Origin of the sequence: Methanoculleus sp. DTU007 (assembly GCF_001512385.1) — an archaeon.
Lineage (GTDB): Archaea > Halobacteriota > Methanomicrobia > Methanomicrobiales > Methanoculleaceae > Methanoculleus > Methanoculleus thermophilus.
Genome location: NZ_LFRO01000063.1, coordinates 4,061 through 6,164, shown reverse-complemented (window position 1 = coordinate 6,164; position 2,104 = coordinate 4,061). Strand labels below are relative to the sequence as shown.

General features: G+C 63.5%; 2 protein-coding genes and 1 pseudogene (1 of these 3 only partly in view). All 3 read left to right on the top strand.

Translation table 11 applies throughout. The annotated features are described in order from the left end of the window. Positions 1–228, top strand: a pseudogene (locus ACI94_RS06815) (flavodoxin family protein); the annotation flags it as partial. After that, positions 225–845, top strand: coding sequence for a flavodoxin family protein (locus tag ACI94_RS06810; RefSeq protein WP_209727695.1), 621 nt, complete (start codon positions 225–227; stop codon positions 843–845). The pseudogene ACI94_RS06815 and the gene ACI94_RS06810, both read left to right, overlap by 4 nt. 200 nt (positions 846–1,045) lie before the next feature. Further along, positions 1,046–2,104, top strand: the 5' portion of a protein-coding gene (locus ACI94_RS06805) for a PAS domain S-box protein (RefSeq protein WP_286681249.1). It continues 84 nt past the right edge of the window; only the first 1,059 of its 1,143 coding nucleotides appear in the window; it begins with the start codon at positions 1,046–1,048; its stop codon lies off the right edge, out of view.

Genomic DNA, 2,104 nt, shown 5'->3' with positions numbered 1-2,104 from the left:
TTCCTCTCGACCGCCGGGCAGAACTGGGACTACGCCTTCGATGCGGCGATCCCGTCGGTGAAGTGCTTCTTTCACGTCGCCGACGTCCGGAATAAGGATCTCCGGTACCTGATGGTGAACGGCGTCGACGAGAAGGGCGCGATCGTCCGTCACCCGACCGCGAAAGCCGACGCGGAGGCTCTCGCCCGGGAGGTCGCCGCGCACCTGCGGGAGGTCGGGGCGGCATGACCGTAAAAGTCCTCGGCATCTCCGGCAGCCCCCGGCGGCACGGGAACACCGAGACGCTGCTCGACGCCGTGCTCGATGGCGCCCGGGAGGCGGGGGGGGAGGTCGAGAAGATCGTTCTGCGGTCGCTCGAGTACGCCTCGTGCCGTGGGTGCAACGCCTGCCACAAAACAGGGGTCTGCGTCATCAAAGACGATCTCACGGAGGTCTTTACAAAGATCGGCGATGCCGACGTCCTTGTTCTCGCATCCCCCATCTACTCGATGGGGATCACGGCGGAGGCGAAGGGGCTGATCGACCGTGCGCAATACCTCTGGGCGCGCAAGTTCATCCTGAAGACGCTCTACCACACCCCCGACCGCACCCGCCGCCACAAGGGGATATTCGTCTCGACCGCGGGGCTCGGATGGGAGAACGTCTTTGATGCGGCGTTCCCGGCGATCACCGCCTTCTTCAACACCACCGGGTTCGAGTACTGGGACAACGTCATCGCCAACGATCTCGACCGCTACGGGGGGATCGCGGGACATCCGACAGCGCTTGCGGAGGCACGGAAGAAAGGGAGGGACGTGGTCAACCTTCTCGCCGACATTGAGGACCCCGGGATCGCAAAGACCTGAACCCCACCCCTCCCGGCCCTTGACGAAGAATTTTTCCTCGCCCACTACACCTGGAACGGTTCTACACCCCGCCCCCGGCAGCGCGGGTCAACGATTTTTCCTGTTGCCCTGAAACCGGAACTAATTAATACGTCCTGGCAATCTCCATATTCAGTATCCAGCCTGCACGATGTATCCCGGGGCAGCAGGAGAGACCACGTGTGACCCCCGCCGAACCTCCGGAGGACCTGCACGGCGCGCAGCCGGACTACCAGATACTGGAAGGCATTGAAGACGCCATCCTGGTGCTCGATGAGAACGACAGCATAATCTGGGCGAACACGGCCTCCCGGAGGCTGTTTGGCGTGCACGAGAGCAACCCCGGACAGGCAGGGACGGTGGTCGAACTCGCCGATAAGGTTCTTGCGGCATTCGGCGACGGGACCCCGAAATGCGAGTGTCGGCTCAAGAGTCCAGGCGGAGAAGAACGGGAATACCTCTGCTCGGGATGGAGAACACCGTCCGGGAAGAACTGGGTGCTCCGGCTCCGGGAAGTGCCGGGACAGAGGGATTACGAGGAGATCGTCGAGTACACCGGGACGGCGACGGTCCTCATCGAGGGGAACGGCATCATATCGGTGGCAAACACGGAGTTCGAACGGCTCTCCGGGTATTCCCGCGCCGAGATCGTCGGGATAAAACAGTTGACCGATTTTGTCGCATCCGCAGACGAACGCCGCCAACTGAAGGAGTACCACACCCTCCGGCGAGACGATCCGGCAGCCGCACCGAGGAACTACGCCATCTCGTTCATCGACCGGGCCGGCAACACCCACGCCGTCGAGGTCACCGTCGGCCTGATCCCGGGAACCGCCCGTTCGGTGATGTCGCTCCTTGACGTGACCGAGCGACGGCGTGCGGAGCAGGCATTGCGGGAGAGTGAAGAGCGGCTGAGCCTCGCACTCTCGGCGGCAGAAGACGGGCTGATAGACTGGGACGTCAGTTCCGGGGCGATCTACTACAGTTCCCGGAATTTTACGATGCTCGGCTACAGTCCGGATGCATTCGTGCCCACGATTCCCACGATTCTCGCGCTCGTTCACCCGAAGGACCGCGCCCGTGTAGAGATGGTGTTCACGGCTCTCGCCACGGGAGAGCGCGATCACGCCGAGATAGAGTTTCGGATGCGCTCCGCGTCCGGGAAGTGGGTCTATGTGCTCGGCCGGCTCCGGGTCGTCAGGCGCGATGCCGGCGGCAGGCCGATCCGGATCGCGGGGACG